The 26,365-nt window shown below is 72.9% G+C and carries 29 protein-coding genes; 17 read left to right on the forward strand and 12 right to left on the reverse strand.

What is annotated here, in order from left to right; translation table 11 throughout:
• Nucleotides 1–71: 71 nt before the first annotated feature.
• On the reverse strand, nt 72–992 hold the full coding sequence (locus BMY19_RS20225; RefSeq protein WP_100252749.1) for a LysR family transcriptional regulator: 921 nt from the start codon (nt 990–992) through the stop codon (nt 72–74).
• Nucleotides 993–1,017: 25 nt separating this feature from the next.
• Complete coding sequence (locus tag BMY19_RS20230; RefSeq protein ID WP_020093781.1) at nt 1,018–1,392, reverse strand: hypothetical protein; 375 nt, start codon at nt 1,390–1,392, stop codon at nt 1,018–1,020.
• Between the two features lie 218 nt (nt 1,393–1,610).
• Between BMY19_RS20230 and BMY19_RS20235 the strand changes: the two genes are divergently transcribed.
• From BMY19_RS20235 to BMY19_RS20275, 9 genes are all read left to right on the forward strand, one after another.
• On the forward strand, nt 1,611–2,246 hold the full coding sequence (locus BMY19_RS20235; protein WP_020093782.1) for a LemA family protein: 636 nt from the start codon (nt 1,611–1,613) through the stop codon (nt 2,244–2,246).
• Nucleotides 2,247–2,280: 34 nt separating this feature from the next.
• Nucleotides 2,281–3,093 (forward strand): TPM domain-containing protein, encoded by an 813-nt coding sequence (locus tag BMY19_RS20240; protein ID WP_100252750.1) that lies wholly within the window; start codon nt 2,281–2,283, stop codon nt 3,091–3,093.
• Nucleotides 3,083–3,715, forward strand: a complete 633-nt coding sequence (locus tag BMY19_RS20245) for a TPM domain-containing protein (RefSeq protein ID WP_091927376.1) — start codon at nt 3,083–3,085, stop codon at nt 3,713–3,715. The genes BMY19_RS20240 and BMY19_RS20245 overlap by 11 nt, the downstream gene beginning before the upstream one ends.
• Before the next feature lie 303 nt (nt 3,716–4,018).
• Entirely contained in the window at nt 4,019–5,335 is a 1,317-nt protein-coding gene (locus BMY19_RS20250; protein ID WP_100252751.1) for a glycosyltransferase, read from the forward strand.
• Nucleotides 5,335–5,571 carry a ferredoxin gene (locus BMY19_RS20255; RefSeq protein ID WP_020093786.1) on the forward strand — a complete coding sequence of 79 codons (237 nt, stop codon included), beginning with the start codon at nt 5,335–5,337 and terminating at the stop codon, nt 5,569–5,571. Before BMY19_RS20250 ends, BMY19_RS20255 begins: the two co-directional genes overlap by 1 nt.
• Nucleotides 5,568–6,893, forward strand: coding sequence for an NAD(P)/FAD-dependent oxidoreductase (locus BMY19_RS20260; RefSeq protein ID WP_100252752.1), 1,326 nt, complete (start codon nt 5,568–5,570; stop codon nt 6,891–6,893). The genes BMY19_RS20255 and BMY19_RS20260 overlap by 4 nt, the downstream gene beginning before the upstream one ends.
• Nucleotides 6,886–8,127, forward strand: coding sequence for a cytochrome P450 (locus tag BMY19_RS20265; protein WP_100252753.1), 1,242 nt, complete (start codon nt 6,886–6,888; stop codon nt 8,125–8,127). The genes BMY19_RS20260 and BMY19_RS20265 overlap by 8 nt, the downstream gene beginning before the upstream one ends.
• A gap of 185 nt (nt 8,128–8,312) precedes the next feature.
• Nucleotides 8,313–9,488 (forward strand): zinc-dependent alcohol dehydrogenase, encoded by a 1,176-nt coding sequence (locus BMY19_RS20270; protein ID WP_056523740.1) that lies wholly within the window; start codon nt 8,313–8,315, stop codon nt 9,486–9,488.
• Between the two features lie 114 nt (nt 9,489–9,602).
• Nucleotides 9,603–10,271 carry an SOS response-associated peptidase gene (locus BMY19_RS20275; RefSeq protein WP_091927371.1) on the forward strand — a complete coding sequence of 223 codons (669 nt, stop codon included), beginning with the start codon at nt 9,603–9,605 and terminating at the stop codon, nt 10,269–10,271.
• A gap of 6 nt (nt 10,272–10,277) precedes the next feature.
• On the opposite strand, the gene BMY19_RS20280 is transcribed toward BMY19_RS20275, so the two are convergent.
• From BMY19_RS20280 to BMY19_RS20290, 3 genes are all read right to left on the reverse strand, one after another.
• Nucleotides 10,278–11,048, reverse strand: coding sequence for a lytic transglycosylase domain-containing protein (locus BMY19_RS20280; protein WP_100252754.1), 771 nt, complete (start codon nt 11,046–11,048; stop codon nt 10,278–10,280).
• A gap of 72 nt (nt 11,049–11,120) precedes the next feature.
• Nucleotides 11,121–11,381, reverse strand: a complete 261-nt coding sequence (locus BMY19_RS20285; protein WP_020093792.1) for a hypothetical protein — start codon at nt 11,379–11,381, stop codon at nt 11,121–11,123.
• Nucleotides 11,382–11,429: 48 nt separating this feature from the next.
• Nucleotides 11,430–11,720 carry a hypothetical protein gene (locus BMY19_RS20290; RefSeq protein ID WP_170863009.1) on the reverse strand — a complete coding sequence of 97 codons (291 nt, stop codon included), beginning with the start codon at nt 11,718–11,720 and terminating at the stop codon, nt 11,430–11,432.
• A 137-nt stretch (nt 11,721–11,857) separates the two neighbouring features.
• Between BMY19_RS20290 and BMY19_RS20295 the strand changes: the two genes are divergently transcribed.
• Nucleotides 11,858–12,079 carry a hypothetical protein gene (locus BMY19_RS20295; protein ID WP_100252755.1) on the forward strand — a complete coding sequence of 74 codons (222 nt, stop codon included), beginning with the start codon at nt 11,858–11,860 and terminating at the stop codon, nt 12,077–12,079.
• A gap of 77 nt (nt 12,080–12,156) precedes the next feature.
• Here BMY19_RS20295 and BMY19_RS20300 read toward each other — a convergent pair whose 3' ends face one another.
• Complete coding sequence (locus BMY19_RS20300) at nt 12,157–13,425, reverse strand: hypothetical protein (protein WP_170863010.1); 1,269 nt, start codon at nt 13,423–13,425, stop codon at nt 12,157–12,159.
• 115 nt (nt 13,426–13,540) lie between these two features.
• Between BMY19_RS20300 and BMY19_RS20305 the strand changes: the two genes are divergently transcribed.
• The 3 genes from BMY19_RS20305 to der all read left to right on the forward strand — a co-directional run bounded on the left by BMY19_RS20305 (nt 13,541) and on the right by der (nt 16,372).
• Nucleotides 13,541–14,152, forward strand: coding sequence for an NnrU family protein (locus tag BMY19_RS20305; RefSeq protein ID WP_100252756.1), 612 nt, complete (start codon nt 13,541–13,543; stop codon nt 14,150–14,152).
• A gap of 128 nt (nt 14,153–14,280) precedes the next feature.
• Nucleotides 14,281–14,991: a tetratricopeptide repeat protein gene (locus BMY19_RS20310; RefSeq protein ID WP_091927367.1), complete on the forward strand. Its 711-nt coding sequence runs from the start codon at nt 14,281–14,283 to the stop codon at nt 14,989–14,991.
• Between the two features lie 31 nt (nt 14,992–15,022).
• On the forward strand, nt 15,023–16,372 hold the full coding sequence (gene der / locus BMY19_RS20315) for a ribosome biogenesis GTPase Der (RefSeq protein WP_100252757.1): 1,350 nt from the start codon (nt 15,023–15,025) through the stop codon (nt 16,370–16,372).
• Between the two features lie 123 nt (nt 16,373–16,495).
• Here der and BMY19_RS20320 read toward each other — a convergent pair whose 3' ends face one another.
• From BMY19_RS20320 to BMY19_RS20340, 5 genes are all read right to left on the reverse strand, one after another.
• The gene (locus tag BMY19_RS20320) at nt 16,496–17,614 is read right to left on the reverse strand and encodes a carboxylate-amine ligase (protein WP_100252758.1); all 1,119 of its coding nucleotides are present in this window, start codon (nt 17,612–17,614) and stop codon (nt 16,496–16,498) included.
• Between the two features lie 61 nt (nt 17,615–17,675).
• Nucleotides 17,676–18,086 carry a dihydrofolate reductase gene (locus BMY19_RS20325; protein WP_100252812.1) on the reverse strand — a complete coding sequence of 137 codons (411 nt, stop codon included), beginning with the start codon at nt 18,084–18,086 and terminating at the stop codon, nt 17,676–17,678.
• A 196-nt stretch (nt 18,087–18,282) separates the two neighbouring features.
• Nucleotides 18,283–19,032, reverse strand: a complete 750-nt coding sequence (locus BMY19_RS20330; protein ID WP_100252759.1) for an SDR family NAD(P)-dependent oxidoreductase — start codon at nt 19,030–19,032, stop codon at nt 18,283–18,285.
• Between the two features lie 64 nt (nt 19,033–19,096).
• A complete protein-coding gene (purF, locus tag BMY19_RS20335; protein ID WP_026605025.1) occupies nt 19,097–20,572 on the reverse strand; it encodes an amidophosphoribosyltransferase in 1,476 nt (491 codons plus the stop codon).
• A 131-nt stretch (nt 20,573–20,703) separates the two neighbouring features.
• Nucleotides 20,704–21,312 (reverse strand): CvpA family protein, encoded by a 609-nt coding sequence (locus BMY19_RS20340; protein ID WP_056523728.1) that lies wholly within the window; start codon nt 21,310–21,312, stop codon nt 20,704–20,706.
• Between the two features lie 276 nt (nt 21,313–21,588).
• On the opposite strand from BMY19_RS20340, the gene alr reads away from it, so the two are divergent.
• Nucleotides 21,589–22,698: an alanine racemase gene (alr, locus tag BMY19_RS20345; RefSeq protein ID WP_139215652.1), complete on the forward strand. Its 1,110-nt coding sequence runs from the start codon at nt 21,589–21,591 to the stop codon at nt 22,696–22,698.
• Nucleotides 22,699–22,743: 45 nt separating this feature from the next.
• Nucleotides 22,744–24,180 (forward strand): DNA repair protein RadA, encoded by a 1,437-nt coding sequence (radA, locus tag BMY19_RS20350; RefSeq protein ID WP_091681792.1) that lies wholly within the window; start codon nt 22,744–22,746, stop codon nt 24,178–24,180.
• 106 nt (nt 24,181–24,286) lie between these two features.
• On the opposite strand, the gene moaA is transcribed toward radA, so the two are convergent.
• Nucleotides 24,287–25,339 (reverse strand): GTP 3',8-cyclase MoaA, encoded by a 1,053-nt coding sequence (moaA, locus tag BMY19_RS20355; protein WP_100252760.1) that lies wholly within the window; start codon nt 25,337–25,339, stop codon nt 24,287–24,289.
• A gap of 81 nt (nt 25,340–25,420) precedes the next feature.
• On the opposite strand from moaA, the gene BMY19_RS20360 reads away from it, so the two are divergent.
• Nucleotides 25,421–25,843: a gamma-butyrobetaine hydroxylase family protein gene (locus BMY19_RS20360; protein WP_056523722.1), complete on the forward strand. Its 423-nt coding sequence runs from the start codon at nt 25,421–25,423 to the stop codon at nt 25,841–25,843.
• A 173-nt stretch (nt 25,844–26,016) separates the two neighbouring features.
• On the forward strand, nt 26,017–26,337 hold the full coding sequence (locus BMY19_RS20365) for a cupin domain-containing protein (RefSeq protein WP_020093808.1): 321 nt from the start codon (nt 26,017–26,019) through the stop codon (nt 26,335–26,337).
• Nucleotides 26,338–26,365 lie beyond the last annotated feature (28 nt).

Here is a 26,365-nt window from a genome sequence, read left to right on the forward strand (position 1 = left end):
GATAGGGCTCTTCCGGTAGCCAAGTCCAAACGCCATGCACCACCGTGCGTTCGCCGACGGAGAACGCGGGCTCAGCGCCCGGCCTCCCGGAGATGCTCCAGCAGGAGGGCGGCCGCGGGCGACAGGGCGCCCGGGCGGACGACGAGGCGCAGCGTGCGCACGGCCCAGGGATCGGTGAGCGGCACCGCGGCGAGCCGCATCGGGGGGCCGAGCAGGGCGTAGACGCGCTCCGGCACGGTCCCGAGGCCGAGCCCGACCTGCGCCATGCGGCAGATCGCGTCGAAGCTCGGGACGTGCATGCGCAGCCGCAGCGGCCGGCCGAGGCGCCGGGCCTCGTCGCGCAGGGCGGCGTAGATCGAGCTCTCCGCATGCAGCCCGACATGGTCGTAGTCGAGGGTGTCGGCCAGCGCGACGGCGCCGCGGCCGCTCAGGGGATGTCCGGCCGGCATCACCAGGACAAGGCGGTCGCTCCGGTACGGGTAGGCGGTGAGGCTGCGGGTGTCGGTGTTGTCCGCGCAGAGGCCGAGATCGGCGAAGCCCTCCTCGACGCCGGCGACGACGCCGCCGCTCGGCCGCTCCTCCAGGTCGACCCGGATCCCGTCCTGCGCCGCCAGGAACGCCTGCAGGTCCTCGGGCAGGAACTCCACGATGGCCGAGAGGTTGGCGAGCACCCGCACGAAGCCGCGCACGCCCCGGGCGTGCTCGGCGAGTTCCAGGGCGATCTGCTCGGCGCTCGCCAGCATCCGCCGGGTGTGGTGCAGCAGGGTCTCGCCCGCCGGGGTGAGCCGCATGCCGCGCGGCTCGCGGGTGAGCAGGGTGCAGCCCAGCGCGTGCTCGAGCTCGGCGAGGCGCTTGCTCACCGCCGAAGGCGCGATCGCCGCCCGGCGGGCCGCGCCGTTCAGGGTCCCCTCCGCGCAGATGGCCGCGAACAGCCGGAGCGTCTTCAGGTCGAGGCGGCTCAGGGTCGCGGCCGCGGGCAGGTCGGCGGACATCCGGCGGCTCGGTCCGGGCGCGCCGTCAGTCGCGGGATCCGACCGGCTGGCCGTAGGTGCCGAGACCGGCCTTGGCCCCCTCCCGGTTTACTAGGCCGAAGCGCAGCACAGCCTGCTCCAGGTAGTCGATCGCGTCGACGAGGTGGGCGCGCGCCGCGGCGACGCTCTCGTCCCCCTCCTCGACCGGTGTCTCGGCGAGCTTCACGGCGGCGATCAGGACGCGGTCGCGCTCGTCCTCGATCCGCGGGTCGCGGGCGAGGTGGCCCCGGACCCGGGCGTCGAACGTCGCGATCACCGACCAGGGCAGCGCGTCCTTGCCGGACGGCGCCCGGTACGCCCGGGCGTGGCGCCGCGCGTCGGCGCTGGCGGCCCTGACATCGTCGGCGAGTGCTGCATCCATTCCCGGCCTCCGCGGCGCCGCGCCGATCGGTCCTCGGCCGGACCATCGGCTCGAGGGTCCGAACGTGCGCCGGCCCGGTCCGTTGCCGACGCCCTTAGCCGGCCGCGCCACAAACCTTCAAGACCCGTCGGGCGAGGGCCTTACCTTGGCGGTTCCGGCCCTTATCTCTCGGGCTTGTGATCAAGCGGCCGAGTCTCGGCCGGCAGATGGGGGACGATATGGGAACGACGCTGACGGCCGGCGCGGTGCGCCGGACATCGCCCGCGGCGCGCCTCCTCGGTGTGCTCTCGGTGATCCTGGTGGCCGCGGGTCTCTCCGGCTGCGGGGCGGTGAACCGGGTGCCGACGCTGCAGGAGCAGGCCAAATCCGCGTGGAGCGAAGTGCAGAACCAGTACCAGCGGCGGGCCGACCTGATCCCCAACCTCGTCGAGACCGTGAAGGGCTACGCGCAGCAGGAGAAGGACGTGCTGATCGGCGTCACCGAGGCGCGCGCCAAGGCGTCCAGCGTGAAGGTCGACGCCTCCACGGTCAGCGATCCGCAGAAGTTCAAGGAGTACCAAGACGCCCAGAACCAGCTCTCGGGCGCGCTCGGACGCCTCTTGGTGACGGTGGAGCGGTATCCCGACCTCAAGTCGAACCAGAACTTCCTCGCCCTGCAATCCCAGCTGGAGGGCACCGAGAACCGCATCGCGGTGGCGCGGCGCGACTACATCACGGCGGTCCAGGCCTACAACACCGAGGTGCGCACGATCCCGGGCCGCTGGATCGCGGCCGTGCTGTATCCCGACGCCAAGCCGATGGAGACCTTCACGGCGACGCCGAACGCCGACCGGCCGCCGAACGTGAAGTTCTAGGATGCGGCGCGTGGGGCGGCGCGTAGGACCGACCATGACCCGGACCCGGGGCGGGATCCTGCCCGACCGGGTGCGGCTCGCCCTGTCGCTCGCCGTCCTGGCTGCCTGCCTGACGGTCTTCGCGCTCGGGGCGCTGGCGGCCGAGCTGACTTTCCCGGCGCTGACCGGCCGCGTGGTCGACGCGGCCGGCATCCTGACGCCGGAGCAGCGCGGCACCCTCGAGGCCAAGCTGAAGGCGCACGAGGACAAGACCTCGGACCAGGTGGTCGTCGCCACGGTGCCGAACCTGCAGGGCACGACCGTCGAGGACTACGCCAACCGCCTGTTCCGGGACTGGAAGCTCGGGCAGGCCAAGACCAACAACGGCGTCCTGCTGCTGGTGGCGCCGAGCGAGCGGAAGGTCCGGATCGAGGTCGGCTACGGCCTGGAGGGGGCGCTGACCGACGCCCTGTCCAAGGTGATCATCGCCGGCGCCATCACGCCGCGCTTCAAGACCGGCGACTATTTCGGCGGCCTCGACGCCGGCGTCGACGGCATCCTGTCGATCCTGGCCGGCGACGCGCAGGACTGGCAGCGCAATCCGCAGGTGCGGTCCGACGAGGTCGATCCCGCCCAGGTGGCGGTCTTCGTCGTCCTGCTCCTGATCGTTATGTTCGTCGCGTGGCGCATGAGCCGCGGTGGCCGCTCGGGACCCGGCGGCCTCGTCATCCTGCCGGGGCCCGGCTCGGGCGGGTGGGGCGGCGGCTTCTCGGACGGCGGGTCGGGCGGCTCCTCGGGCGGTTTCGACGGTGGATTTTCCGGCGGCGGCGGCTCGTCGGGCGGCGGAGGGGCCTCCGGTGACTGGTAGACGCGCGGCTGTCCTGACTCCGGAAGCGCGGGAGCGGCTCGCCCAGGCGGTCGGGCGCGCGGAGGCCGGGACCTCCGGCGAGATCGTCGTGATGGTGAGCCGGCGCGCCGGCGCCTACCGCTCGATCGTGCTGCTCACCGCCCTCGTCGCGGCGCTGGTCCTGCCCTGGCCGCTGATCGCCCTGACCGCCTGGAGCGCCGCGTCGATCCTGCTGGCGCAGGCGGCCCTCGTGGCGGCGATCCTCGCGGCGAGCCAGAACGAGCGGCTGCGCATGGCCCTGGTGCCGCGCCGCCTGCGCCGCGCCCGCGCCCGGGAGGCGGCCCGGCGAGCCTTCTGGTCGCGCGGCCTGAGCCTGACGCGCCGGCGCACCGGCATCCTGCTCTACCTGTCGCTCGCCGAGCGGCACGCCGAGATCGTCACCGATCTCGGCGTCCTGCGGGAGATCCCGCCCTCCGCCTGGGACGGGATCCTCGCCGAGCTGATACCGGCGCTCGGGCGCGGCGCCATCGAGGACGGCCTGACGGCGGCGGTCGCGCGCGTCGGGGCCTGCCTGGCGGAGCATCTCCCCGCGGGCCCGGGCGATCCCGACGAGCTGCCGAACCGGGTCGTCGTGGTCGACTGACGGCGCCGCCGGCCGTCGCGGTCGGGCGCCGGTGACGCGTCATTCGAACGGTGGACGCGCCCAAATCCGGCAGGCCGCACGATCGCTGTGGCCTGTGACACTCCGATATTGCGTCGGACTTCAACCGGATGCCATGGTGCGGCGCCGCACCAAGCACCTTGGGGTTGTGTAACTGCGCTGGACCGGCCGCGATTTCCCCTGTGAGTCCGGCGCGCCGGGGGCCACGGGGCACCCGCGCGTGAAGGCGCCGGCACCCGAGCAGGAGCGACGCCGGCCCGACCGGCGGCGCTCGAGGAGGCCGTGATGAAGATCCTGATCGCCGCGACGCCGCTCACCGGCCACGTGAACCCGCTCCTCGCCATCGGTCGGAAGGTGGCGGCCCGGGGGGACGACGTCCTCGTGCTCACCGACCCGGCCTTCCGGCCGAAGGTCGAGGCGGCGGGCCTGCGCTTCACGCCCTACGCGGACAACCACGCGGCCGAGTACCGCGAGACCGAGCTGCCGGCCGGCCCGGAGCGCTACCGCCGCGAGTTCGAGCGCCGGTTCGTGGATCCGATGCCGGTCCAGGCCGCCGCCCTGCGGGCGCTGATCGCGGCCGAGGCGCCCGACGTGATCCTGGCCGGCAGCATGTTCCTGGGCGCGCTGCCGCTGCTGCTCGACAGCGCGCCGCGGCCGCCGATCGTGACCGTCAACGTCAGCATCCTGTTCCTCGACCGGCCCGACCACGCGCCCGTGGGCCTCGGCCTGCCGCCGGCCCGCGACCGGGACGACCTCGTCCGCTACGCCACCCTGAAGGCCGGCATGGACGCGGCCTTCGTCAACCCGGTGCGGGCCTACACGGACGCGAAGCTCGCCGCGCACGGCCTGCCGCCCCTGCCGGCGTCCCTGCCCCACTCGATCGTGGTCCTGCCGGACCTGTTCCTGCAGCCGACCGTGCCGGGCTTCGAGTACGAGTACGGCACCCTGCCGCCCGGCCTGCGCTTCATCGGCCTGCTCGATCCGCCGACGCCGCCCGCGCCGCTCCCGGACTGGTGGCCCGATCTGGAGGCGGCAAACGCGGCGGGTCGGCCCGTCGTGCTGGTCACCCAGGGCACGCTGGCCAACGCGGATTTCGGCGAGCTGGTCGAGCCGACACTGACCGCCCTGGCCGACCGGGACGATCTGCTGGTCCTGGCCACCACCGGCGGCCGCCCGGTGGACGCGCTGAAGGTTCCGGTTCCGGCCAACGCCCGGGTGTCGTGCTTCCTGCCGTTCCGCGAATTGCTGCCGCGGGTGAGCGTGCTGGTGACCAACGGCGGCTACGGCAGCATCTCGCAGGCGCTCGCCGCCGGCGTGCCGATCGTGTCGGCCGGCCTGACCGAGGACAAGGCGGAGGTGAACGCGCGCATCGGCTGGTCCGGCGTCGGGATCAACCTCGGGACCAACGCGCCGGCCCCGGAGGCGGTCGGCGCCGCGGTGGCGCGGGTGCTCGGCGAGTCCGACTTCCGGGCGCGCGCCGGGGCGCTGCGGGACGCCTTCGCGGCCCGGGACGCCATGGCGTCGATCCTGACGGCTCTGGACGATCTCGCGCGCGCCGGGACCGATGCCGGGACCGCGCGCCGGCTGGCGAGGTCGGCGTGATGCCGGCCTCCGACACCGCGGCGCTCCGGGTCGTCGTGGATCTCAACCGCTGCCAGGGCTACGCCCAGTGCTGCTACGCCGCACCGGACGCCTTCGCGATCCGCGGCCACGAGATCCTGTTCTACGATCCCGCGCCGCCGGCCGACCGCCGCGGCGCCATCGAGCGGGCCGTGCAGGCCTGCCCGGTCCGCGCCATCAGCCTCCAGGCCGGCCCGGACGACGGAGACGCGCCGTGACTCCCGAACCCGCCGGCATCGTCGTGGTCGGCGCCTCCCTCGCCGGCCTGCGCGGCGCCGAGGCACTGCGGCGGGGCGGGTACGGCGGCCCGCTCACGCTGGTCGGCGCCGAGCCGTACCGGCCCTACGACCGGCCGCCCCTGTCGAAGCACGTGCTCGCCGGGGAACTCGCCGCCGACGCGACCCGGCTGCCGGAGCTGGCGGATCTGCGCGCCCGCTGGCGTCTCGGGAGCCCGGCCGTCGCCCTCGACCGGGCAGCCCGCACGCTCCGGCTCGCCGACGGGTCGGCGCTGGCCTACGAGGCCCTGCTCATCGCCACCGGCGCAGAGGCCCGGCCCTGGCCGGCCGAGGCCGGCGGCGGGCTCGCCGGCATCTTCACCCTGCGCGGGCGCGACGACGCGGCCGCCCTGCGGGACGCCCTGCTGGCGCGCCCGCGGCAGGTGCTCATCGTCGGCGGCGGCCTGATCGGCTGCGAGGCGGCCTCCTGCCTGCGCGACCTCGGCCTGCCCGTGACCCTGGTCGACCCGAACGCCGCGCCCCTGGCCCGGGGTCTCGGGACCTTCGTCGGCGGCGTGATCGCCGAGCGTTTGCGCGAATCCGGCGCCACGTTCCGCCCCGGCACGATGGTGCGGGCGTTCGAGGGCGACGCGGCGGGGCACGTCGCCCGGGCCCGGCTGGCGGACGGCAGCACCGTCGAGACCAACCTCGTCATCGCCGCCCTTGGGGCGACCCGGGCGACGGACTGGCTGCGGGGCGCGGGCCTGCGCGCGGATGCCGGCGGCGTGACCTGCGACGCGGCCTGCCGGGCCCTCGACGCCGACGGGGTGCCCTGCCCGGACATCTACGCCGCGGGCGACGTCGCCCGGTGGCCGATCCCGCTCTACGGCAATCGCCTGATCGCCGTGGAGCACTGGGGCAACGCCGTCGAGCAGGCCGCCCACGCCGCGCGCAACATGCTGGCCGGGCCCGACGACCAGCGCCCCTACGGCCACCTGCCGGCCTTCTGGTCGAGCCAGTTCGGGATCAACATCAAGCTGGTCGGCCTCCCCGACGGCGCCGATTCCGTGGCGGTGGTGCAGGGTTCGCGGGCCTCCCGGCGCTTCCTCGCCGTCTACGGCCGCGCCGGGCGCAGCATCGCGGCCGTCTCGTTCGATCAGGCCCGCTGGCTGCCGGCCTACGCGGAGGCGATCACGGCCGGCGACCCGTTCCCGCCGATCACCGACGCCACCGACCGGCCGCGCGTCGAGATGGCGGCACCGGGCTTCCCGCCGCCGCACCGAGCCGCCCCGGCGGGGCCTTCCGCCGAGACCGTCCATGTCTGACGACGCGCTGTTCGCCGCGGTAATGGATCCGGCCAACCGGGCCGACCCGTACCCGCTCTATCGACGGATGCGGCAGCAGCCGGTCTCCCGCCAGCGCGACGGCAGCTACGTCGTCTCCACGCACGCGGCGATCCGCAGCCTGCTGTTCGACCCGCGGCTCAGCTCCGAGGATCTGCCGCCGCCCCGGCGGCCCCGCACCGGCAACCCGCTCAAGGACCTGATCCTCAACCCGATCAAGAACCGCATCAGCGCCACGCACCGCCCGTTCATCTTCCGCGATCCGCCGGACCACGACCGGCTGCGCAGCCTGGTGATGCGGGAATTCTCGATCGCGCGGGTTCAGGCGCTGCGGCCGCGGATCGCCCAGGAGGTGGACGGCCTGATCGACGCCTGCCGGGACCGGCGGGAGGTCTGTCTCGTGAGCGACCTCTCCTACCCGCTGCCGGTGACGGTGATCTGCGAGCTGCTCGGCGTGCCGCGCGAGGACGAGCCGCGGTTCCAGGCCTGGGCGACGCAGCTCGCCACGGCCGTCGAGCCGGACGCGCGCCACGACGACACGACCCGGCGCCAGATCGTCGGCGCCTTCGACGAGATCGCCGCCTACATGCGCGACCTCATCCGCGAGAAGCGGCGGCGCCCGGCCGACGACATGCTGAGCGGCCTCGCCGCCCCCGGTCCGGACGGCCGGAAGCAGATGAGCGACTTCGACCTCCTGTCGACGGCGGTCCTGCTGCTGGTCGCCGGTCACGAGACCACCGTGAACCTCATCACCAACGCCATGCTGACCCTGCTCCGGCACCCCGAAGAGCTGGAGCGGCTCCGGGCCGATCCGGAGCGCGCGCCGCGGCTGATCGAGGAGGTTCTGCGCTACGAGCCGCCGGTGCACTTCCGGACCCGCAAGGCTCTCGGCGCGATCGCGGTGGCCGGCGAGATGATCCCGAAGGGGGCACCCGTCATCCTGATGTTCGCCGCCGCGAACCGCGATCCCGACCGGTTCGCGGATCCCGACCGCTTCGATCCCGACCGGGGCGACATCGAGCATTTCGGCTTCGGCGGGGGCCTGCACTACTGCGTCGGCGCGCCCCTGGCGCGGCTCGAGGCCGAGATCGCCCTGGTGGCGCTGAGCCGCCGCCTCGTCGCCCCGCGGCTCGCGGTCGATCCGCCGCCCTACCGGCCGGGCGCGTCGCTCCGGGGGCCCGAGCAGCTCGGCATCGGCATCGACGGGATCGCCTGATCCGAGCGGAGCCGCGCGAGTCGTAAAGCGACGGTGAACGGGGCTGTTTCACGTGAAACATTCGTAAACCCCTTCGTCCGCGGTCGCCCGGACGGCGACGCCGGAACTTGGCCGTGCCGAAGCGGGCTTTACGGGAGAGCGGCCGAGACGGCCGCAATCCCGAGAGCTTCCGGAGAGACGACGCCATGAAGGCATTGTGCTGGCACGGCCGCAACGACATCCGCTGCGACACGGTCCCGGATCCGGTCATCGAGGATTCCCGCGACGTCATCATCAAGGTGACGAGCTGCGCGATCTGCGGCTCGGACCTGCACCTGATGGACGGCCTGATGCCGACCATGAAGAGCGGCGACGTCCTCGGCCACGAATTCATGGGCGAGGTCGTCGAGGTCGGACAGGGCTTCACCAAGTTCAAGAAGGGCGACCGGATCGTGGTGCCCTTCAACATCAATTGCGGTGCATGCCGGCAGTGCAAGCTCGGCAACTTCTCGGTCTGCGAGCGGTCGAACCGCAACGCCGAGATGGCGGCCGCGCAGTTCGGCTACACGACGGCCGGCCTGTTCGGATACTCGCACCTCACCGGCGGCTACGCGGGCGGCCAGGCCGAGTACGTGCGCGTGCCCATGGCGGACGTCGCCCCCATGAAGGTGCCGGACGGCATGGACGACGAATCCGTCCTGTTCCTCACCGACATCCTGCCCACCGGCTGGCAGGGCGCCGAGCACTGCGAGATCCGGGGCGGCGAGACGATCGCGGTCTGGGGCACCGGCCCGGTCGGCATCTTCGCGATCCAGTCCGCGAAGATCATGGGGGCCGAGCGGATCATCGCCATCGAGACCGTGCCCGAGCGGATCGCCCTGGCCAAGAAGGCCGGCGCCACCGACGTCATCGACTTCATGAACGAGGACGTGTTCGAGCGGATCAAGGAGATCACCAAGGGCCAGGGCGCCGACGGTGTGATCGACTGCGTCGGCATGGAGGCGAGCGCCGGCCACGGCGGCCTCACCGGCATGCTGTCGACGGTTCAGGAAAAGCTCACCGCCACCGAGCGCCCCTACGCGCTGGCCGAGGCCATCAAGGCGGTCCGCCCCTGCGGGATCGTCTCGGTGCCGGGCGTCTACGGCGGGCCGATCCCGGTCAACATGGGCTCGATCGTCCAGAAGGGCCTGACCCTCAAGAGCGGCCAGACGCACGTGAAGCGCTACCTCGAGCCGCTGACCAAGCTGATCCAAGAGGGCAAGATCGACATGACCTCCCTGATCACCCACCGCTCGCAGGACCTCGCGGAGGGTCCGGACCTCTACAAGACCTTCCGCGACAAGAAGGACGGCTGCGTGAAGGTGGTGTTCCACCTGAACTGAGGCGGCGGCGTCCCGGTCGGCGATCGGCCGGGACGCCCCTCTCCGCCGGGCTGGGCGCGGCGTCCCGAAAGCGTGTAGAGCCGGCAACGCGCTCACCGACCACGCGGGGTGTCCATGTGCAATCTCTACAGCCTGCGGACCGGCCCCGCGGACCTGCGCCGGGCCTTCGAGATCGCGGAGGATCGCACCGGAAACCTCCCGCTGTTGCCGGCTATCTTTCCCGACCAGCTGGCGCCTGTGGTCCTGAACGGCGCGACCGGCCGCGACCTCGCGATGATGCGCTGGGGCATGCCCGGCCCGAAGGCGTTCGGGGAGCACCCGATCACCAACGTGCGCAACGCCGCGAGCCCGCACTGGCGGCCCTGGCTCGGCGTCGCCCACCGCTGCCTCGTGCCGGTCACCGCCTTCAGCGAGTACGCCGACACCAAGCCGCGCAAGACGCCGGTCTGGTTCGCCCTGGACGAGGACCGGCCGCTCTTCGCCTTCGCGGGGATCTGGCGGCCCTGGACCGGCGTGCGCGGCACGAAGCGCGAGAACCCCGACCGGGTCGCCGCGGAGCACCGGCTCTTCGCCTTCCTGACCACCGAGGCGAACGGCGTCGTCGGGCCGGTCCACCCCAAGGCCATGCCGGTCCTGCTCACGAAGCCGGAGGAATGGGCGACGTGGCTGGAGGCGCCGACCGCGGAGGCGCTCCGGCTCCAGCGGCCGCTCCCGGACACGGCGATGCGCGAGGTCGCCCGCGGCGCGCGCTCGGACGGGCCGGAGGCCGAAGCCGAGGCGTGAGGGGCGCTAGCCGCCGGCCGGCTCGCCGGAGGACCCGTCGGGCGCGGCCGACCAGCCGCGGGCCCGCCAGCGCGACACCACGGCGGCGTTGAGCCGGGCGATGCGCGCCCGGTGCGCCTCCCAGAACGACATCGGCTTCGCCGGGACGGCGGCGACGCGGGTCCGCTGGACGGGGCCCGTCGGCCGCGCGGCGAGGCGGTCCGGCGCGGCCGCGCGGGCGCTCGCCCGGACGACGCGCGCCTCCGGGTTGCCGAGGATCGCCTGGGCGCGGGCGCAGTAGAGCTGCGACAGCGGCGACATCGCCTCCGAACCGTGGCCGGCCCGGTACTTCATCAGGGCGCGGCAGAGGTCGCCGTCGGCCCGGCGCCACGCCTCGGCGAGGTAGCGGACGCCGTAGCGGACGTTGATCTCCGGCGACGCCAGCTCGGCGACGGTGCCGCGGAAGCCGAGCATCGCCGCGGTGGTCGGGCGGACCTGCATCAGACCGACCTCGCCGACGCTGCCGACGACGGTGGGATCGTAGCCGCTCTCGATCCGCGCGACGGCGTCGGCCACCGCGAGGGGCAGGCCGGTGCCGGCGGCCTCGCGGGCGATGAGCGGCAGGTAGCGGGCGCGGGCGTCGGCGACGACCGGTGCGAGTGCGGGCACGGCCGCAGGCGCGGGCGGGACCGGCGGCAGCGAGGCCATGCCGACGGCGTGCACCGCCAGGAAGGTGGCGGGCCGGGCCTGCGCGGGGGCGGCGCAGGTCAGCAGCAGGAGAAGCAACGGAGCGCGCATCGGCCGCCACGGAGAGGAACCGGAACCTGTCTATCCCGGCCGCCTCAACGAAGCCTTTCGCCGGCACGCGCCCTACTGGATGGGGCCGCGATCCCGCGCCTGCAGCAGCCGCAGGGCCTCGCCCAGGACCGCGTGGAGGTCGGCCGCGCCCTGCTGGCTCAGCGGCAGGCCGACCCGCTGCCCGTGGATCGTGTCGAGGACCAGCATGGCGAGGTCCTCGCCGATCAGCAGGTTGGATCCGGGCAGGCAGAGCGGCAGGACGAAATCGCCCTCGACCTCGCCGAGGGCGTCGACCGCGTCCGCGGGCCGGAAGGGCGGTTTCCGATCGGTCATCGCTCCCCTCCTCGCATTCCTCCCGGCGCCGGTCCCCGGCGCCGCGGCTCAGTCGCGGTCCGGCATCCGCACCGACCGCACCGTGAGCGTGTCGATCTCCAGCGAACCGACCTCCAGGGTGCCGACCCGGGCGCGGCCCACCGAGAGGCGGCCGATCGCGAAGGCGCCGACCGCCACGACGCCGAGGGCCGCGGCCCCGAGAGCCAGCGCGCCCAGGGCCGACGCCCCGATCGCCCCCGCGCCGACGGCGCCCGATCCCAGGATCGCCGTGTCGTGGGACGGGATCACCCCCGTCCCGTCGGGGCGGCTCTGCGCCTCCGGAACCCTCGAACGCGACATGCGGATTCCTCTCCGAGCGGGCGACTCCGGAGCCAGCTATACCCGACGTTAACCGCGTTTTCACGCCGCTCGGAGACGATGGCGCTCGATCCCGGCCGGCCCGGACCGCGCGTCCGCCGCCAGAGAGGACGTCGCCCGTGCAGCACCTGTTCCAGGCCGTCGCGATCTTCGCGTTCGGCTGCCTGCTGATCCATGCCGGTCGCGCCTATGCCCGGGCGACCACGCTCCTGCTCTCCGCGACCGCGCTGATGCTGAGCGTCACCCTCGGCACCGTGCTCTGCCAGCGGATCGGCCTCCCGGGGCGCTCCGTCGCGGCCGGCCCGTCCTACACGGTGGCGCTCGGCCGGCCCGCTCCGTAGAGCCGCGTCCGGTCGGACGGGATGCGCCCGAGGCTCGGGACGGTGTCGCGCGGTGGGGCCGCGCCGGTCGAGCGGGATCAGGGCCAGACGCGGATCGCCACCGGGCGGCGCAGCAGGTCGCGGTCGGAGGTGATCGTGCAGCCCTCCATGCGCAGGCTCGCGTAGGTCAGCAGCGCCCGGTCGCCGACGTCGTCGAAATTGCGGCCGCGCGCGTCCGGGTCGAGCAGCGACGGGTAGGCGAGGAGCGGCGCCGTCGCCGCGCACGGGTCGTCGTAGAGGGTCGCGCCCTCGAGCAGCAGGCGCGGGCTGTCCCAGGTGATCAGGTCGCGGGAGGTGGTCCAGTAGAAGCCCGACCGGGGAAAGCCCTCCCCCGCCTTGGCCATGAACACGGCGATCCAGGCGCCCGTGCCGCGGTGCCGGACGACGGCGCCGACCGGGCCCGGGAACGGCCCGACCGGCCGGCAGGTCGCCGTATTCGGGCGGGCAGCGCGGTAGGGGTCCGGGAAGGCGGCGGTGAAGCCGGTGCCGGTCCAGGCCCGCCAGCGGGTCGGATCGGCCGGGTCGTCGCTGCGGAACAGGCAGACCCCGGCCTCCTGATCGCTGCCCGGTCGGGTCCAGCCGGTGGTCGAGGCGAGGAAGTACCGCCACATCCCGTCCGCGACGATGTTCGACGGGTTGAAGAAGCCGCGGTGGCGGCCTTGGTCGATCTCCTGCCGGAACGGCGCCCCGGCGACCACGACAGGCGGGCTCTGGCGCTTGAAGCTGCGGCCGCCATCCGTCGAGGCTGCGGCCGTGATCGTGTTGTACCAGCAGGCCATGTAGCTGGCCGCCGGGCAGCGGCCGGGATGCTCGTTGGCCTGGTACTCGTGGTGGAGGAGCGCGGCCACGCGGCTCCCGTCCTCGGTCCAGGTGGCGGTGATCCAGGAGCGGTCGTCGTAGGTGGCCGGATCGGGCTTCTCGCCCGAATCGAGCACCACCGCGCAGTCGATCTTGAGATGCTCGAGGTCGGGACCACGCAGCGCCCGGTTGCGGTAATGCATCCCGTAGAGCGCCACCGCGCCCGACGCGTCCCGGAAGGCGCGCGCCGGCGCGTCGGGCACGTCGGCGCCGTCGCAGGCGTCGCGCCCCGCCTTGAAGACGAGCGCGGGTGGCCCGACCAGCGTCAGCGCCGAGAGCGGCGGCTCGGGCGCGGCCGCGGCAACGCGCGGGAGGAGCGGCAGAAGCACCAGGGGGAGTGCCACGGATAGCGCCAGGGAAAGCGTCGGCAGGATCCGGCGCGCCGCCGTCCCGGAGCCGGTTAAGCGCGCGGCGCGCGTCCGTCCGGCGATCCCGTTCGCCCAACCCATGATCGCCACCCGGCTGCGTCCCGGCCGCGCCTGGACAAACAGGCGGAGATTCGCTTGAGAACCATTACAGAGTGCTTGCCGCCGACCGGACGCGCGGCCCGACCGAAAGTCATCCATGGTTCTCCTGATCCTCGGGCTGGTGCTGTTCCTCGGCACGCACGCCTTCTCGATGGCCCGCACCCGCCGCGCCGCGATCGTCGGCCGGATCGGCGAGGGCCGCTACAAGCTCGGCTACACCGCCCTGTCGCTGCTCGGGCTCGTGCTGATCGGGATCGGCTTCCACGATTACCGGCTCGCTGGCTACATCCCGGTCTGGGACCCGCCGGTCTGGACGCGCCACCTCGCCCTGACGCTGGTCTGGGCCGCCTTCGTGTGCCTCGCGGCCGCCTACCTGCCGGGCCATATCCGCGCCAAGGCCAAGCACCCGATGCTGCTCGCCGTGAAGATCTGGGCGACGGCACACCTCCTCGCCAACGGCGATCTCGGCTCGATACTGCTGTTCGGCGGCTTCCTCGCCTGGGCGGTGACCGCGCGGATCAGCGCCAAGCGCCGGGGCCTCGCTCCGGGGGCGGTCGCGGCCCAGCACGGCGGTCCGGCGGCGGCCCCGCTGGGCTGGCGCAACGACGTCCTGGCCCTGGTGATCGGCACGGCTGCGTGGTTCGTCTTCGCCCGCTACCTGCACTACCCGGTGATCGGCGTGCCGGTCTGGCCGGGTACCCCGGCCTGAGCCGGCCCCCGAGACGACACCCGAGGCGGCCCCGAGACATGGCCTGTCGCCAACCCGGCGCCCGTGTGTTAGGCGCGGGGCCCGAACGCGACGAGGTGGCCCGCTGAGATCATGCGGGCCGGGATAGAATGGCCGAGAACAACGAGTTCCTCCGCGAGGTCGACGAGGATTACCGCCGCGACCGGATCCTCCAGATCTGGAAGCGCTACAGCGGCGTGATCATCGCGCTCGCCGTGCTGCTGGTGGCGGGCGTCGCGGGCTGGCGCTACTGGCAGGCCCAGCAGCGCGCGGCGGCCGAGGTCGCCTCGGTGCAGTTCGACGACGCCAACCGCCTCGCCAAGGACGGCAAGGTCGCGGAGGCCGACAAGGCCTTCGACGCCCTCGAGGCGCAGGGTCCGGCGGGCTACCGCCTGCTCGCCCGGTTCCGCGCCGCGGCGGAGACCGGCAAGCGCGACCCGGCTGCCGGGGCCGCGGAGTTCGACAAGCTCGCCGACGATACCGGCCTCGGCGACGGCCTGCGCGACCTCGCGCGCCTGCGCGCCGCGCTGCTGCGCCTCGACGGGCAGAACCCGGATCCGGCGCTCGCCAACCTCCAGGGCCTCGCGGCCGGGACCCCGTTCCGCCACACGGCCCGCGAGATGCTGGGCCTCGCCGCCCTGAAGAAGGGCGATTACGAGGACGCCAGCCGCTGGTTCGACCAGATCGTGGCCGATCCCGACACGCCGCGGAACCTGCGCGAGCGGATCGAGGTCTACGCGGCGATCGTGGCGGGCGGTCCCGTGACGGTGACCGCGGCCAAGCCCGAGCCCGCCGCGCCGCCCCCGCCGATCACGCGCTGATTTCATCGTCCGGACTGTTTCGAGAACCACCATGGATATGCCGACCGTCGCGATCGTCGGGAGGCCGAACGTCGGCAAGTCGACCCTGTTCAACCGCCTCGTGGGCAAGAAGCTCGCGCTGGTCGACGACCGCCCCGGCGTGACCCGCGACCGGCGCGAGGGTGACGTCGCGTTCGGCGGCCTCCAGTTCCGGGTGATCGACACCGCCGGCCTGGAAGAGGCCGACGAGAAGACCCTCACGGGCCGGATGCGGATGCAGACCGAGGCGGCGATCCTCGCCGCCGACGTGGTCCTGTTCGTGATCGACGCCCGCGCCGGCGTGCTTCCGGCCGACCAGCCCTTCGCCGAGCTGGTGCGCCGCGCCGGCTGCCCGGTGATCCTGATCGCCAACAAGGCCGAGGGCGGCGCCGGCCTCGCCGGCGCCTACGAGGCCTTCACCCTCGGGCTCGGCGACCCGATCCCGTTCTCCGCCGAGCACGGCGAGGGCCTGGGCGAGCTGCACGAGGCGCTCAAGGGCGCCCTGCCCCAGCGCGACGAGGACGAGGAGGCCGACGATGACGCCCCCGGCGGCCGCGCCCTGAAGGTTGCGATCGTCGGCCGCCCGAATGCCGGCAAGTCGACCCTGATCAACCGCATGCTCGGCGAGGAAAGGCTGCTCGTCGGCCCCGAGGCCGGCATCACCCGCGACTCGATCTCCCTGGACTGGGAGTGGCGCGGGCGGCGGATCAAGCTGCACGACACCGCCGGGATGCGCCGCCGCGCCCGGATCGACGACAAGCTGGAGAAGCTCGCGGTCTCGGACGGTCTGCGCGCCGTGCGCTTCGCCGAGGTGGTGGTGGTGCTCCTCGACGCGACGATCCCGTTCGAGAAGCAGGACCTCACCATCGTCGACCTCGTCGAGAGCGAGGGCCGCGCCCTGGTGATCGGCCTCAACAAGTGGGATCTGGTCGCCGACCAGCCGGGCCTGCTCAAGCAGCTCCGCGAGGATTGCACCCGGCTGCTGCCGCAGGTGCGCGGCGTCGGGGTCGTGCCGCTCTCGGGTCTCGCGGGCGACGGCGTCGACAAGCTGATGCAGGCGGTGGTGCAGGCCGCCGAGGTCTGGGACCGGCGCGTCTCCACCTCGCGCATCAACGACTGGCTGAACGAGGCCACCTCCCGCAACCCGCCGCCGGCAGTATCGGGCCGGCGGATCAAGATCCGCTACGCCACCCAGGTGAAGAGCCGGCCGCCGCACTTCGCGCTGTTCGGCAACCAGCTCAACGCTCTGCCGAAATCCTACACGCGCTACCTCGTGAACGGCCTGCGCGAGGCGTTCGACCTGCCGGGCACGCCGATCCGCCTGTCCCTGCGCACCTCGCAGAACCCGTTCGACAAGGGCTGATCCGAGCTCCGGTCGTCCTTGCGAGCGGAGCGAAGCAACCCAGTGTCGCGCCGCGCTGGTCGAGGTCGCGGCACCCCGGGTCACGTCGCACCGCTCGTGATGACGGCGCGGATGCGGCAGTGCTCAGCGCGCCGCGTCGGCGATCCAGTCCACCGCGGCCGCCAGCGCTGCGCGCTCGTCCTGATCCGCGGCGAGCGCGGCCTCGTAGGCCGCGATCTGCCCGTCCGCGCTGGTCCCCTCGGCGACGATCGCCCGCGCGCGGGCCACGTCCGCCGCGCAGCCGAGAGCGTCCGCGTCCTCGGCCACCAGCGTGAGCACCGCCTCCAGCACCTCGGCGAACGGCATGGCCTCGCCGCGCGCCTCGTCGATCAGGGACGCGGCGACGCCGCTGTGCTGGGCGCGCCAGAGGTTCTCCGAGGCCAGCGCCCGCGAGACGCCATCGAGCCCGGCATGGAGATCCGGCCGGCGCGCGCACAGGCGCACGAGGCAGCGGAACAGCGCGGCGATGCAGAGCGAATCGTCGAGGCGCGTGCAGGCGTCGGCGATGCGCAGCTCCAGGGTCGGGAACTTGATGGAGGGCCGCAGCGACCACCACAGGAAGCTCGCGTCCGCGATGGCGCCCGACCGGGTCATGATGGCGACGAACCGCGCGTGGGCGGCGGCGTCGGCGAACAGTTCCGGCAGGCCGGTGCGCGGCAATTCCCCGAAGACGCTGAGCCGGTAGGCCCGCAGGCCCGTCGCCTCGCCCTGCCAGAACGGCGAGGAGGCCGACAGCGCGAGCAGCAGCGGCTGGAACGGCAGCAGCCGGTTCATCAGGTCGACCCGGGCGTCGGGGTCCGGAACCTCGACGTGGACGTGCATGCCGCAGATCAGGGCCCGCCGCGCCGCGATGCCGACATCCGACAGGATGCCCTTGTAGCGCGCGCCGTCGGTGGCGGTCTGGCGCGACCAGCGCGCGAGGGGGTGCGTGCCGCAGGCCAGCAGCCGGAGGCCGTTCTCGGCCGCGATCCCGGCGAGCTGCGCCCGCTGGCCGCCGAGGTTGTCGCGGGCGGCCGCCGCGTCGGTGAGCGGCGGCGTGCAGACCTCGACCTGCGCGGCGACCAGCTCGCGGCCCGTCTCGGGGAGCTCCGCCTTCACTCGCGCGTGGAAGGCGGCGAGGTCGCCCCGCGGCGTCCCCCGGGTCTCGGCATCGGCCAGGAAGTACTCCTCCTCGATGCCGAAGCGGTAGCTCGGGGCGCTCATCGTGGTCTCCGGAAAACGCGACGCGTGCGCGCCAACGCGCCGGCGGGGACGAAGGTGCCGCTCAGGGCGTCCGCAGCGGCCCGCCGACCAGCCAGGCGGGGTCGAACCAGCGGTCGGCCTCGCCGTCGTAGGGCAGGCGCGTGATGTCCCAGTTCTGGATGTACCGCGCGTAGACGTTCCACACCGCGATCCCGCCGCCGACGAAGATCCGCCGCCCGGGATAGCGCTTGAGCACCGCCTCCGGATCCTCGTGGCTGCGGATCACGTCGATGGTGCGGTCCTTGAAGGCGAATTCGGGTACCGAGGCCACCGTCTTCGGCCCGGCGATCAGCACGTGGCCCATGGTGAGGGCGAAGAAGCGCGTGACGTCCTCCACGAAGAGCGGGTCGATGTTGCCCTCCCAGGGCAGGTGGCCGTTGAGGCCGAGCTGGCCCCGCAGGCCGATCGCGCAGATGCAGCGGACGTCGATCATCGTGATGAACTCAGAGAGGAAGATCAGGCCCGTCCCATACAACCCCTCATCCCGAGATGCCCGCGCGAGCGGACCGCGAAGGAGGGCGCCAGGGATCGCGCGACCTCCGGGCCGTTCTCTCGAGGCCTCCGCTTCGCTCCGGCACCTCAGGATGAGGCAGGCGGTGGGATGTGCGTTCGAATAACAGCGCAGGGGCTCACTCGGGTGCGCGGAAACTCAGCACCCGGTCGGTGGGGAAATCGTAGAGCTTGCCGGTCTCGGTCCAGTCCGGGGACGCGAGCCGCACGAAATGGGGCGCGAGTTCCTCGGGCGTCCGGAGGGTCTCGGGATCCTCGCCGGGCATGGCCGAGCGGCGCATGCCGGTCCGCAGGGGGCCCGGATTGAGCAGCATGGCCCGGATCGCCGCGCTCTCGTTCTCGGCCGCGTAGGTCCGCACCAGGGCCTCCAGCGCCGCCTTCGAGACCGAGTAGGGCCCCCAGTAGGGCCGACACTTCGCGGCGGCCCCCGACGAGACGAAGATCGCCCGGCCGGCGTCCGACATGCGCAGCAGCGGGTCGAGGGAGCGGATCAGGCGCCAGTTGGCGGTGACGTTCACGTCCATCACCTGCCCCCAGATCTTCGGGGTGATGTGGCCGATCGGCATGAGCGCGCCGAGGATGCCGGCATTGGCGACCAGGATGTCGAGGCGCTTCCAGCGCTCGTTGATCGCCGCGCCGAGGCGGTCGATCGCGTCGTAGTCGGCGAGGTCGAACGGCACCAGGGTGGCGCTGGAGCCGGCCGCCCGGACGGCGTCGTCGAGCTCCTCGAGGGCGCCCACGGTCCGGGCCACCGCGATGACGTGCGCGCCGGCCCCGGCCAGCGCCAGGGCGGCGGCGCGCCCGATGCCGCGGGACGCGCCGGTGACGACCGCGACGCGGCCTTCCAGGATTCTCTGAGACTCAGCCATGGCGTGGACCTAGCGCATTTCCGCGCGCAGGGGATGCCCGATCGCGCGAAACGGCCGGATCCTGTCAGTCGGCCTCGGCCAGCATGGCGAAGCGCTTCGGGCCGGCGATGGACAGGTCGGTCAGGCCGGTCGGGTAGTCGCCCGTGAAGCAGTGGTCGGTGTATTGCGGGCAGGCCGCGTTGCGCGCCTCCTCGCCCATCGCCCGGTAGAGGCCGGGGATCGACAGGAAGGCCAGCGAATCGGCGCCGATATATTTGCGCATCGCCTCGAGATCGTGGGTCGCGGCGAGCAGCTTCTCCCGCTCGGGCGTGTCGATCCCGTAGAAGTCCGGGTAGGTGATCGGCGGCGAGGCGATCCGGAAATGCACCTCCGCGGCGCCGGCCTCGCGCATCATCCGGACGATCTTCACCGAGGTCGTGCCGCGCACGAGGCTGTCGTCCACGAGGACGATACTCTTGCCCTCGATCGCCGCGCGGTTGGCCGAGTGCTTCATCCGCACGCCGAGCTCGCGCACCGACTGGGTCGGCTGGATGAAGGTCCGGCCGACATAGTGGTTGCGGATGATGCCCATCTCGAACGGGATCCCGGTCTCCTGCGAGAAGCCGAGCGCCGCCGGCACGCCGGAATCCGGCACCGGCACGACGATGTCGGCGGGCGCCGCGGCCTCGCGGGCCAGCTCCCGGCCGATCGCCTTGCGCACCGCGTAGACGCTCTTGCCGTTCACCACCGAGTCCGGCCGGGCGAAGTAGATGTACTCGAAGATGCAGGGCCGCATCGGAACGGCGTCGGCGAAGCGGATCGACTCGATCCCCTCCTCGGAGATCACCACGATCTCGCCATTCTCGATGTCGCGCACGAAGCGGGCGCCGATGATGTCGAGCGCGCAGGTCTCGGAGGCCAGCATGTAGCGGCCGTCGAGCTCGCCCAGCACCAGCGGGCGGATGCCCAGCGGGTCGCGGGCACCGATCAGCTTCTTGTTGGTGAGCGCCACGATCGCGTAGGCGCCCTGGATCGCCTGCAGGGCGTCGATGAACCGCTCGATGATCCGCGGCTTCCGCGAGCGGGCCGCGAGGTGCAGGATCACCTCGGTGTCGGAGGTCGACTGCGTGATCGCGCCGTCGCGCACGAGGTCGCGGCGGATCGACAGGGCGTTGGTGAGGTTGCCGTTATGGGCGACCGCGAGGCCGCCGCTGGCGAGCTCGGCGAAGAGCGGCTGGACGTTGCGCAGGATCGTCCCGCCGGTGGTCGAGTAGCGCACGTGCCCGATGGCGGCGCGGCCCTTGAGGCGGGCGATCGTGTCCCCGTCCGAGAAGGAATCACCGACGAGGCCGGGGCGTCGCTCGGAGTGGAACACCGAGCCGTCGAAGGAGACGATGCCGGCCGCCTCCTGGCCCCGGTGCTGCAGGGCGTGCAGGCCCAGCGCGACGATCGCCGAGGCGTCCGGATGGCCGAAGATGCCGAAGACGCCGCACTCCTCGCGGAGCGTGTCGCCGTCGAGATCGAGATCGAAGGTGTCGGTGGTGGCGGCGGCGTGTGACATGGGGCTGTCGATCACTCACAGATCCCGGCGGCGACGGGCCGGCGCGCCGGTCGTCGCGGAAGCAATCCGTACACCACCGGAACCGCTATCTAGGCGTTCCGCGCGACGAGACCTACGGCGAATACCGCAGATCAGCGTCGCGTCGGGGTCGGCGCGGTCTCGGTCCGGCGCTGCGGCGCCGCGTCGGTCTCGGCCGGGGCGTCGGCGGAATCGCTCGGCGGCGCGCCGGTCTTCGGCTTCTTGAACTGCTTGAGGAAGCCTTCCGGATTCTCGGGCAGCTGCGCCACCAGGGCGTCGCCGGACTTCTCCAGCATCGGGCGCGTGCGGGCCTGGGCGGCCCAGTCCGGCACCTTGCCCTGCACCAGCCACGACAGGAATACCCAGCCGATCACGCAGATCAGGAAGCCGCGGGCCGCGCCGAACAGGAAGCCGAGGGAGCGGTCGACTGCGCCGATCCGCGAGTCGAGCACGACGTCGGAGATCTTCACCGTGATGATCGACACGACGATCAGGGTGCCGAGGAAGATCGCTGCGATCGAGGCGACGAGCGCCACGGTGTCGCTGTTCACGTGCTGCTTCACGGTGGGCAGCAGCATGGGGTGGAGCGTCCACGCGACCGCGGCGGCCGCCACCCAGGCGACGATCGCCAGGACCTCGCGGGTCACACCACGCACGGCCGCGAGCAGCGCGGAGACCGCGACGATGCCGAGCACGGCGAGATCCAGGACGGTAAACGGCATCGTTGAGCTTTTTGGTACCCGCGGGGATAGCGCGTCGGCCGTGCGGCTCCCCCGGACCGCGGCGGATTTATACCAAGCCCGACCTCGGCCGTCACCCTGGCGCGCCCGCCTGATCGCGCGCCTGTGCCGTCCATGCATCAGACCGTGCATCGGACGCGCCGGTCACCGTGGCGCGCGCCGCCGCGCGGAATGCCCGGCTCCACCCGGGCACCGTCCCGGTGCTATGGGTCGCGCCCGGGGTCCGGTCCGCGCGTCCGGACTCCCGGTGGCGAATGGATGGAGGCGTTCCGCGTGTCCGAGGCCGGACCTGTGACGGAGATCGGCGCCCACGGCGCCCGGCTGACGATCGACCTCGGGGCGATCGCGGCCAACTGGCGGGTCCTGGCGGCCCGCGGCGCGGGCGCCGACTGCGCCGCCGTGGTGAAGGCCGACGCCTACGGCTGCGGCGTCGGCCGCGTCGGGCCGGCCCTGTGGGCCGCCGGATGCCGGACCTTCTTCGTCGCGCACCTGTCCGAGGGCGTCGCCGCCCGGGCCGCCCTGCCGGACGCCGCGATCTACGTCCTGAACGGTCTGCCCCCGGGCGCCGCGGCGGCCTTCGTGGCTTACGGTCTGCGCCCGGTGCTCGGCAGCGTCGAGGAGCTGTCGGACTGGGCGGCGTTCCCGGGGAGCCGGCCGCCCGCGGCGCTCCACGTCGATACCGGCATGAACCGGCTCGGCCTGTCGGTGCCCGAGGCGCTGGACCTCGCCGGGGACGCGCGGATCGCGGCCGCCGGGATCGACCTGCTCCTCAGCCACTTCGTCAGCGCCGAGAAGCCGGAGGACCCGGTCAACGCCCGGCAGATCGCCGATTTCGCGCGGGTCCGGGCGGCCTATCCCGGGCTCCGGGCCTCGCTGGCGAACTCGTCCGGGGTCTTCCTCGACGGGGCCCGGCACGACCTGCTGCGGCCGGGCTACGCCCTGTTCGGCGGCAACCCGACGCCGGGCGCCGCGAACCCGATGCGCCCGGTGGTGCGGCTGGAGGCGGCGATCGCGCAGGTGCGCGGCGTCGCGGCCGGTGCGACCGCGGGCTATAACGGCCGCTGGACCGCCGCCGCGCCGAGCCGGCTGGCGACGCTCTCGCTCGGCTACGCCGACGGCTTCCCCCGGGCGATCAGTGGCCGCGGCCACGCGCTGGTCGGCGGCGTCCCGTGCCCGATCCTGGGCCTCGTCTCCATGGACCTGATCATCCTCGACGTCACGGCGGCACCCGCGGCCCGGCGCGGCGCGGAAGCGGTGCTGATCGGCGACAGCCTCGACATCGACGCGGTCGGCCGCGCCGCCGGCACGATCGGGTACGAGATCCTGACCGGGCTGGGTTCTCGGTATGTTCGAACTTATGTAGGCTGACCCGACTCCACCCTGACACGCCGGATCGTCGGCGCCCGGACCCGTATGGCCAAGATCCATCAGACCTTCGTCTGCCAGTCCTGCGGGGCGGTCTACAATCGCTGGCGCGGACGCTGCGAGGCCTGCAACGGCTGGAACACGATCGTCGAGGAGGCGCCCTCGGCGCCCGGCCAGTCGGGGCCGGCGGCGACCCGGCCGTCGCGCAACCGCGGCCGAGTCTTCCCCCTGGAGGGTCTGACCGGCGAGGCCAAGGAGGCGCCGCGCATCCCCTCGGGAATCGGCGAGCTCGACCGGGTGACCGGGGGCGGCTTCGTGCGCGGCTCGGTGATCCTGCTGGGCGGCGATCCCGGCATCGGCAAGTCGACCCTGCTGATGCAGGCCTCGGCCGCCATGGCGGGCACGGGCGAGCGGGTCGCCTACATCTCGGGCGAGGAGGCGGTCGGGCAGGTGCGCCTGCGGGCCGAGCGGCTGGGCCTGAGCGCGCGCCCGGTCCAGCTCGCCGCCGAGACCAACGTCGAGGACATCGTCGAGACCCTGAGCCAGGGGCGCCCGCCCGCGCTCGCGATCATCGACTCGATCCAGACTATGTGGACCGAGACGGTGGAATCGGCCCCCGGCACGGTCACGCAGGTGCGCTCCTCCGCGCAGGCGCTGATCCGCTTCGCCAAGACCACCGGCACGGCGGTGATCCTGGTCGGCCACGTCACCAAGGACGGGCAGATCGCCGGTCCCCGCGTGGTGGAGCACATGGTCGACGCGGTCGCCTCCTTCGAGGGCGACCAGGGCCACCATTTCCGCATCCTGCGCGCCGTGAAGAACCGGTTCGGGCCCACCGACGAGATCGGCGTGTTCGAGATGACCGACGCGGGCCTCAGCGAGGTGCCGAACCCCTCCGCCCTGTTCCTGGCGGGCCGCGACCATCAGGCGGCGGGCACCGCGGTCTTCGCCGGCATGGAAGGCACGCGGCCGCTGCTGGTGGAGATCCAGGCGCTGGTGGCGCCCTCATCGCTCGGCATGCCCCGGCGCGCCGTGGTCGGCTGGGACCCGAACCGTCTGTCGATGGTGCTCGCCGTGCTGGAAGCCCACGGCGGCATCCGGCTCGGCAGCCACGACGTCTATTTGAATGTTGCCGGAGGCTTGCGCATCACCGAGCCGGCAGCGGATCTGGCGGTGGCGGCAGCGCTAGTCTCGTCGCTGTCGGGGGCCGTGCTGCCGCCCGAGACGGTCTATTTCGGCGAGATCGGCCTGTCGGGGGCGATCCGGCCCGTGGCGCAGGCCGGCTCCCGGCTGAAGGAGGCGCAGAAGCTCGGCTTCGCCAAGGCGCTGATCCCGCAGGGCCGCGGCGAGGGCGAGAAGGCGCTCTCCGTGGAGACGCTCCGCCACATCGCCGACCTGGTGGCGGGAATCAGCGCGGGCGCGCCGCGGCGGGGATCCGGCCAGCGCGGGCGGCAGCAGGCCCGCTACGCCGACGAGGAGATGTGAGCGCGTCCGTCCTGGCGAGCGCAGCGAAGCAATCCAGGGATGCGCTACGTCCGGGAAGGGCCCGCTGCCCTGGGTTGCTTCGCTGCGCTCGCAAAGACGGAGGCGGTCAGCCCCCCGTCACGCTCATGTGCCGCGGCACGGCGGCCGGGCGCTGGCGCTCGATGACGAAGTCGTGGCCCTTGGGCTTGCGGGTGATTGCCTCGACCACCGCCGCGGCCAGCACCGCGTCGTCCTGGGAGGCGCGCAGGACCGCGCGCAGGTCGGCCGAATCCTCCTGGCCGAGGCACATGTAGAGCTGGCCCGTGCAGGTCAGGCGGACCCGGTTGCAGCTCTCGCAGAAATTATGGGTCAGCGGCGTGATGAAGCCGAGCTTCCCGCCGGTCTCCTCGACCCGCACGTAGCGCGCCGGGCCGCCGGTGCGGTCGGGCAGCGGCGTCAGGGTGTAGCGGGTCTCCAGGCGCTGCCGGGCGACCGACAGGGGCAGGAACTGGTCGGTCCGGTCCGCCTCAATCTCGCCGAGCGGCATCACCTCGATCAGCGTCATGTCCATGCCGAGGCCGTGGGCCCAGGCGATCATGTCGGGGATCTCGTCGGCGTTGACGTCGCGCAGCGCCACCGCGTTGATCTTCACCTTCATCCCGGCGGCCCGCGCCGCCGCGATGCCGTCGAGCACCACCTTCAGGTCGCCGCGGCGGGTGATCTCCCGGAACTTGTCCGGGTCGAGGGTGTCGAGCGAGACGTTGATCCGGCGCACGCCCAGGCTCGCCAGCTCGTCGGCGTAGCGCGTGAGCTGCGTGCCGTTGGTGGTGAGCGTCAGCTCCTCCAGCGCCCCCGAATCGAGGTGACGCGAGAGCCGGCGGAACAGGTGCATGATGTCGCGGCGCACGAGCGGCTCGCCGCCGGTGATCCGGAGCTTGCGCACGCCCCGGGCGATGAACACGCCGCAGAGCCGGTCCAGCTCCTCCAGGGTCAGCAGGTCGCGCTTGGGCAGGAACTCCATGTGCTCGGACATGCAGTAGGCGCAGCGCAGGTCGCAGCGATCCGTCACCGAGATGCGCAGGTACGAGATCGCCCGCTGGAATGGGTCGATCAGCGGCGCGGGCCCGGCGGGCGCGCCGACCGCGGACGTCTGCGGCGTCAGGGAGCTGTCATCGAGCATCGTCCGGCATATGATGCCACCGGCGGTCGCGGGCAAGCCGATCCCGCGCCGCAGTCCCAGATTGCGTGAGGAGTGTGACCCGTGAGCGAGGATCTGTGGCCGACCGAGATCCGCCTGTCGGCCGACCGGCGGGTGCTCAACGTCGCCTTCGAGGACGGGGCCCGCTACGCCCTGCCGGCCGAGTATTTGCGGGTGTCGAGCCCCTCGGCCGAGGTGCAGGGCCACTCGCCGCTGGAGCGGAAGGTGATCGGCGGCAAGCGCGCCGTGGCCATCCTGGCGGTGGAGCCGGTCGGCAACTACGCGGTGAAGCTCGGCTTCGACGACATGCATGACACCGGCATCTACGGCTGGGGCTACCTCCACACCCTGGGCCGCGAGTACGAGACGCGCTGGAACACCTATCTCGGCGAGCTCGCCGAGCGCGGCCTGGACCGCGAGACCGCGCGCACCGCCCCGGTGAAGCAGGGCGGGGGCTGCGGGTCGGGCTCGTGCGGCTGCCACTGAGGGCAGCTGCTCCCGCTCACTCCGGCCCCGAGCCTCGTCTTTGCGAGCGGAGCGAAGCAATCCAGAGTGGCGCCACGATTTTCGGCGTCGCGCACCCCTGGGTCGCTTCGCTGCGCTCGCGATGACGGCAGAGTCGAGCCGCGCACCTGTCAGCCCGCACCTTCGGAGCCGCCATGGCCTTCGCCTGCACCATCCCCGCGACGCCCACGATCCAGCAGGACGACGCCGCCGTGCGCATCACCCGCTGGGACTTCCCGCCCGGCGGCGTGACCGGCTGGCACGAGCACGGCTGGCCCTACTTCGTGGTGATGCTGGTGGACGGGATCCTGCGCGTTCACGACGGCGCGGCGGTCAGCGAGACGGCCCTCGCGGCCGGGCAATCCTACATGCGCCCGGCGGGCATTCGGCACGACGTGATGAACGGGTCCGACCACCCGATCGCGTTCGTCGAGATCGAGGTGAAGCGTCCGGACGCGCTGGTCACGCTGCCGTGATCCGGTTTCCGTTTGAACGCTTCGGTTG

The organism is Methylobacterium sp. UNC300MFChir4.1, from assembly GCF_900110155.1.
Lineage (GTDB): Bacteria > Pseudomonadota > Alphaproteobacteria > Rhizobiales > Beijerinckiaceae > Methylobacterium.

Coding starts and splice junctions, on each gene's coding strand:
- BMY19_RS20225 (WP_100252749.1), bottom strand. CDS start 992: ATGTCCGCCGACCTGCCCGCGGCCGCGACCCTGAGCCGCCTCGACCTG.
- BMY19_RS20230 (WP_020093781.1), bottom strand. CDS start 1,392: ATGGATGCAGCACTCGCCGACGATGTCAGGGCCGCCAGCGCCGACGCG.
- BMY19_RS20235 (WP_020093782.1), top strand. CDS start 1,611: ATGGGAACGACGCTGACGGCCGGCGCGGTGCGCCGGACATCGCCCGCG.
- BMY19_RS20240 (WP_100252750.1), top strand. CDS start 2,281: ATGACCCGGACCCGGGGCGGGATCCTGCCCGACCGGGTGCGGCTCGCC.
- BMY19_RS20250 (WP_100252751.1), top strand. CDS start 4,019: ATGAAGATCCTGATCGCCGCGACGCCGCTCACCGGCCACGTGAACCCG.
- BMY19_RS20255 (WP_020093786.1), top strand. CDS start 5,335: ATGCCGGCCTCCGACACCGCGGCGCTCCGGGTCGTCGTGGATCTCAAC.
- BMY19_RS20265 (WP_100252753.1), top strand. CDS start 6,886: ATGTCTGACGACGCGCTGTTCGCCGCGGTAATGGATCCGGCCAACCGG.
- BMY19_RS20270 (WP_056523740.1), top strand. CDS start 8,313: ATGAAGGCATTGTGCTGGCACGGCCGCAACGACATCCGCTGCGACACG.
- BMY19_RS20275 (WP_091927371.1), top strand. CDS start 9,603: ATGTGCAATCTCTACAGCCTGCGGACCGGCCCCGCGGACCTGCGCCGG.
- BMY19_RS20280 (WP_100252754.1), bottom strand. CDS start 11,048: ATGCGCGCTCCGTTGCTTCTCCTGCTGCTGACCTGCGCCGCCCCCGCG.
- BMY19_RS20285 (WP_020093792.1), bottom strand. CDS start 11,381: ATGACCGATCGGAAACCGCCCTTCCGGCCCGCGGACGCGGTCGACGCC.
- BMY19_RS20290 (WP_170863009.1), bottom strand. CDS start 11,720: ATGTCGCGTTCGAGGGTTCCGGAGGCGCAGAGCCGCCCCGACGGGACG.
- BMY19_RS20300 (WP_170863010.1), bottom strand. CDS start 13,425: ATGGGTTGGGCGAACGGGATCGCCGGACGGACGCGCGCCGCGCGCTTA.
- BMY19_RS20305 (WP_100252756.1), top strand. CDS start 13,541: ATGGTTCTCCTGATCCTCGGGCTGGTGCTGTTCCTCGGCACGCACGCC.
- BMY19_RS20310 (WP_091927367.1), top strand. CDS start 14,281: ATGGCCGAGAACAACGAGTTCCTCCGCGAGGTCGACGAGGATTACCGC.
- der (WP_100252757.1), top strand. CDS start 15,023: ATGGATATGCCGACCGTCGCGATCGTCGGGAGGCCGAACGTCGGCAAG.
- BMY19_RS20320 (WP_100252758.1), bottom strand. CDS start 17,614: ATGAGCGCCCCGAGCTACCGCTTCGGCATCGAGGAGGAGTACTTCCTG.
- BMY19_RS20325 (WP_100252812.1), bottom strand. CDS start 18,086: ATGATCGACGTCCGCTGCATCTGCGCGATCGGCCTGCGGGGCCAGCTC.
- BMY19_RS20330 (WP_100252759.1), bottom strand. CDS start 19,032: ATGGCTGAGTCTCAGAGAATCCTGGAAGGCCGCGTCGCGGTCGTCACC.
- purF (WP_026605025.1), bottom strand. CDS start 20,572: ATGTCACACGCCGCCGCCACCACCGACACCTTCGATCTCGATCTCGAC.
- BMY19_RS20340 (WP_056523728.1), bottom strand. CDS start 21,312: ATGCCGTTTACCGTCCTGGATCTCGCCGTGCTCGGCATCGTCGCGGTC.
- alr (WP_139215652.1), top strand. CDS start 21,589: ATGGAGGCGTTCCGCGTGTCCGAGGCCGGACCTGTGACGGAGATCGGC.
- radA (WP_091681792.1), top strand. CDS start 22,744: ATGGCCAAGATCCATCAGACCTTCGTCTGCCAGTCCTGCGGGGCGGTC.
- moaA (WP_100252760.1), bottom strand. CDS start 25,339: ATGCTCGATGACAGCTCCCTGACGCCGCAGACGTCCGCGGTCGGCGCG.
- BMY19_RS20365 (WP_020093808.1), top strand. CDS start 26,017: ATGGCCTTCGCCTGCACCATCCCCGCGACGCCCACGATCCAGCAGGAC.